5 protein-coding genes are annotated in these 4,413 nt (G+C 63.0%); 2 read left to right on the forward strand and 3 right to left on the reverse strand.

Annotated features, from left to right (window positions below):
* Window positions 1–510 precede the first annotated feature (510 nt).
* From AC2CJA_RS24610 to AC2CJA_RS24620, 3 genes are all read right to left on the reverse strand, one after another.
* Entirely contained in the window at window positions 511–1,257 is a 747-nt protein-coding gene (locus tag AC2CJA_RS24610; protein WP_484604879.1) for a hypothetical protein, read from the reverse strand.
* Window positions 1,258–1,469: 212 nt separating this feature from the next.
* Complete coding sequence (locus AC2CJA_RS24615) at window positions 1,470–2,195, reverse strand: 5-formyltetrahydrofolate cyclo-ligase (protein WP_484604880.1); 726 nt, start codon at window positions 2,193–2,195, stop codon at window positions 1,470–1,472.
* Between the two features lie 20 nt (window positions 2,196–2,215).
* A complete protein-coding gene (locus AC2CJA_RS24620) occupies window positions 2,216–3,382 on the reverse strand; it encodes a helix-turn-helix transcriptional regulator (protein ID WP_484604881.1) in 1,167 nt (388 codons plus the stop codon).
* 244 nt (window positions 3,383–3,626) lie between these two features.
* On the opposite strand from AC2CJA_RS24620, the gene AC2CJA_RS24625 reads away from it, so the two are divergent.
* Window positions 3,627–3,926 carry a hypothetical protein gene (locus tag AC2CJA_RS24625; RefSeq protein ID WP_484604882.1) on the forward strand — a complete coding sequence of 100 codons (300 nt, stop codon included), beginning with the start codon at window positions 3,627–3,629 and terminating at the stop codon, window positions 3,924–3,926.
* Window positions 3,927–3,931: 5 nt separating this feature from the next.
* On the forward strand, window positions 3,932–4,249 hold the full coding sequence (locus AC2CJA_RS24630; RefSeq protein WP_484604883.1) for a recombinase family protein: 318 nt from the start codon (window positions 3,932–3,934) through the stop codon (window positions 4,247–4,249).
* Window positions 4,250–4,413 lie beyond the last annotated feature (164 nt).

Raw genomic sequence — 4,413 nt, forward strand, 5'->3', positions numbered from 1 at the left:
GCTGGCGCGCGCTGCAGCATGTGACGGTCAGCCCCAGCCGGATCGGAGCCATCGCCCAGGCCGCCCTCGTCCTCAACAATGCATGGCACGAAAGGGGCTGAGAAAACCTCACTAGCACCCCGGCCATCCTGAGCAGCTCTTTCTGCGGTACATCCAGGGCTGTAGCCAAGGGCTTGAGGGGGTCGGGCTGTATCTCGTACTCCCCGTTAAGGATCTTGGTTATGTCGGCTTCGGGCATGCCTGCGGCCTCAGCGAGCTTGGCCTTGCCGTCTCCGTTCATGACATAACCGCGAATGCTTGCTTTGTTGGCTACATAGCGTCCAAACGCTTTGGACTTGGGATTCTGGCGACTTGCCACTCCCCACCCCTTCCCTCGCAGGAAGCAATAGGATGCCATCCCACGCATCGTTTCGGTAGAGTGCGGCTGCTCTGGAAGGCCGACGCAGACCTAGGAAATCGCTACGAAGCATCGGTGTAGCGCGATCATGTACAGCAGACGACAGATAGAATCTAACTATCCATCTCTTCAAGCGCTTCCCAGTCTTGGCGGAGCTTGGCAACAAGCAGTGTGCGCGGATCGGCAATCGGGTAGCTCACTTTCCGATCACGTTTGCTGAACGCCTGACCCACGGGATATTCGAGCCAGTGGTCGATACGAGTTGCCTCGATAGGCGCTTTTGGCCCACTGGTCAAGAAGATAAGGAATGGCGGAAACGCAACAGTCCAGCAATCGATGCTGTTCGTGCCCTGGCCGGTGAGACTCACCGACACGGACCGCGCGACGCTTCGGAAGTAGGCCAGTCCATAGTTGGCAAGCGCCAGGTGTAGTGTGAACGGCTCAATCGAGGTCGGCCCATCGGAGTAGTAAGCGGTAGCCAACTGCGGTTGCGTGTCCAGCAGATAGCGAGCGTCCTGTACGGCCAGCATCATGCCGAGCACCTGACGAACGATCTTGCCGGGGTTCAAGTTCACAATGTGCTCTGAGCCGAGTTTCGTCCCGTGCTCCATCGGCAGGTTGAGGGCGCCGCTTTCTCGGGCGGTGTAGAACAAATCGTTAGGTGGTCGACCGGTTGCATGATGGAACGCCGCAGCAGCTTCCCGGAGGTGGCCAATGGTGTCATCGCGCCAGAGCGCGTACGCCTGCGGCAGACCCCGGTCGCTAGCCTTGTTGTTGTCAGTCCGGCAGAGCGAGGGAATCGTGTGGCCGCGCTCGAAGCTCCGTAGGACCGTCAGCGCCCCGCCCTGCTCGTTGTACATGGTGATGGGAGATTGGTTGCCTGCGACTCTGGGCGGAAGGTGCTCCTCGGTCATTGTCCCGTGTTTGCCGCAGTGTCGACACCAGTCAAAAATCGTCACCGTATGAGGTTACTAGCACTCCGGTGTTTACGACAGGTCGTAAACACGGTCTCGAAAGTGCCCACGTTTTTTCAGCAACTTGATGCCAGGTGCTGCACGACGAGTTGCGTGGCTCAGTCGTGACGATCTACCGCCTTCGCTGCGAGAGCGGGGATCGCCTCAATCTTCTCCGCCGTCAGGTCGTTCCAGACCAGCCCCGGTGGCCGGCGCCGGTTGGGGCACTGAATCACCTCGTCTGGCGTCACGATCAGGTCGACACTGAAGTCGTGCTCGGTCTCGGGGATCTCCTCGTCGACCACCTGGAGCTGGTGGACGGGCGCCACTATGACCGTCTCGTCGGTGACCAGCCCCGCCTCGATGAGGAGTGCAACCTCCAGGTCGGAGTACCCGGCACCCTTGCCAATGCGTGCGCCGGAGCGGTTAACCGCCACGCTGCCGCAGATCACGACGTCGATCGGCTGCATGTCCTCGACGCCGACGCGACATGCAGCCTGCGCGGCACCCTTCTTCTCGGCGGCCTGCTCGACGGGTAGTTCAAGCGTCGCCGGGTCCAGCAAGTAGAACGGCTGGAGGCTCGCCATCCTGGGGACGGCCATATAGAGGAGCTTGCCGTCCTGGAGCGCACGGATGCGGATCGGCAGCTGTGCCCAGTCGGGGTTCGCCTTGACCGTCCGGGCCTGCCGCCACACCTTAAGCTCGGCCAGGCGCTCGGCGGTCGCGTCAGCTCCGTAGAACCCAGGGATCTTGCCGTACGAGCCTTCTGGGACGGCGCCCTCGCGTTCCAGCAGACGCCACACCCGGTCGCGGACGGCTTCCTTGGCCTGGTCGATGTTCCCCACGCGTCCCACCCGTACCCGTTCTAGATCGCCGCCATGAGGGCCAGCAGGCGATCATTTACGTCCTGCACCCACGGTTCGTGCCGCCACTCGCGAAGCTCACGACCAGCAGCAAACGCCAGGTTAAGCCCGCCACCGCCGCGCGTCAGCTCAACAGCATCGATCGTCCGGTGCAGGGTGTCCGCTGCCTCGTCGAGCTTGCGCTGACGAATCTGCGACAAGCTGAGGTTGCCCAGCGCGATCGCCTGGCTCTTCTTCTTGGCAGCAAGCGACCTGGCCGTGGCGCGCAGAATCGGCTCGGCTCGCTCGGGGAGGTTGAGGAACAGGTAGCAGGACCCTGACAGGCGGCTGAACTCGTTGATCGTGTAGTACTCGGCCGCGACGTCGTCGACGCTGACCCGGTCGAACTGCTCCTCGGCTCGACGTAGGGCGTCCTCGCACGAGGTCAGGTCGCCCGTCATGGCGTACCCCTCGGCGACGTGTAGCAGGCTCAGCCCAGCGAGCGACGGACTAGCCAGTATCGCTACTTCGGTGGCCTGTGCGGCCAACGACAGCCCTCTACGGGGATCTTTCTCGCCGTACAGCGCGACGAAGCTCTTGCGGAGCGTCGCATACGCCTCGGCGCAGGGGTCACGAGCCTGCCGGGCCGCGGCGACAGCCTGGTCGAGATACACGATCGAGGCGCCATGGTCGCGGCGCTGGCTGACATCCCAGACCAACTGTCCCATGAACGTCGCTGACTCGGCCTCGACTTCGAACAGTGCCTTACGCACGCGAGGGTTGGCCGCGCTTTCGCGAAGCAGCTTTACCTGACTGTGGACCTGGCCGGCGGGCCCGATGAGCGCCGTCGAAGGTGCCTTGTCGTACTGCTCGTCGAGCTGGCGGATGCGCTCGTGGAGGTGGGCGACCGCCACCAGGTCGACCGACGCGGGGTGTTCCAGGACGTAGCTCATGCGCTCGCTGGGCCGGGCCTGAATGACCGTAACGTCGTCGAGAAGCCTCTGTAGCTCATCGGCCGTCACCTTGAGCGCCGCAGCTAACTTGGGACGCATCCATGGCTGCGGCACGCTCTCGGCCGTCTCCCAGCGCACCACCGTCGAGCGCTCGACGCCCAGGCGCTCGGCGAGCTTTTCCTGGCTGTAGCCCGCCGACTTGCGACGCTGTGCGAGCCGTATGCGCTTGCTCGCCATGTGCCGTGCCTCCCAGGGTCCAGGGGTGCGCCCAACCATAGCCAGGCGGGGGCTATTTGCCCAGGTCGGGCCGGTCAACGCCTCTTTTTTGCGGCAGTTCTACCCCTCGTGCGCGCTGGGTTTCCCCAGGTCAAATGGCTTTTCTTGCCCATATGCCGGTCCGGTGGCGGAGGGGTAGCGCCCGCCGCCGGACCGGATTCCAGACGCCGGAGGGAATCCAATGCGACCAGCAATCTACGGCTATATGCGCGTCGTCGGCAGCGACATTGAGGATGACGAAGCTCGACGCATCAAGGGAGAGCTTGCCGACTACGCCACGCGCGAGGGCTTCGCGCTCGATCAGGTGTTCACGGAGAACATCCGGTGTTCCGAATCTGCGTTCTACGCCATGCTCGAAGCCCTGAAACAGTACGACGTCAAGGACGTCCTGGTGCCGTCGCTCTGGCACTTCGCTCGGCTGCCGGGCCTCCAGGAAGCCATGCGTCAACACATTGAGCAGGAAACCGGCGCTCGTCTCTGGGTAGTTCAGGGGCGGCAGCGGTGAACCACGTGCCTGATTCAGCATTCGCCTACATGCGTGTGTTCTGCGACGTCACCGACGCGCAGCTCTACGCGATGGAACGGCGCATCGCCCGGTTCGCCGGCACCCAGGGACTCCAGCTCGCCGCCATCTTCTGCGAGCACGACAACGGCTCGCAGGCGGTGTTCGACGAGATGGTCGAGGCATTGCAGCGCACCAAGACACAGCACCTGATCCTGCCGTCGCTGCGCCACCTGTCACCACAACGACTGCTGCAAGAGGCCATGCTGACGCGCCTGGAGATCGACACGGACACCGAAGTGTATGAACTGAGTGATCGCCCGTGACATCTCCGATTGGCAGTGAGCTCTTTCCAACCTGTTCGGCTGGAGGGGCAGTTGGGGTGACAGACAGGTGAAGCCCCTGGTAGATGGGTTTTCGACCAAGAAATCCATCTCCACCAGAGGCTTCGTGTGCTTGTCTACCCGTCGGGCGTCGACGTGTCCAGTTC

The organism is Streptomyces sp. ATLC9, from assembly GCF_057196705.1.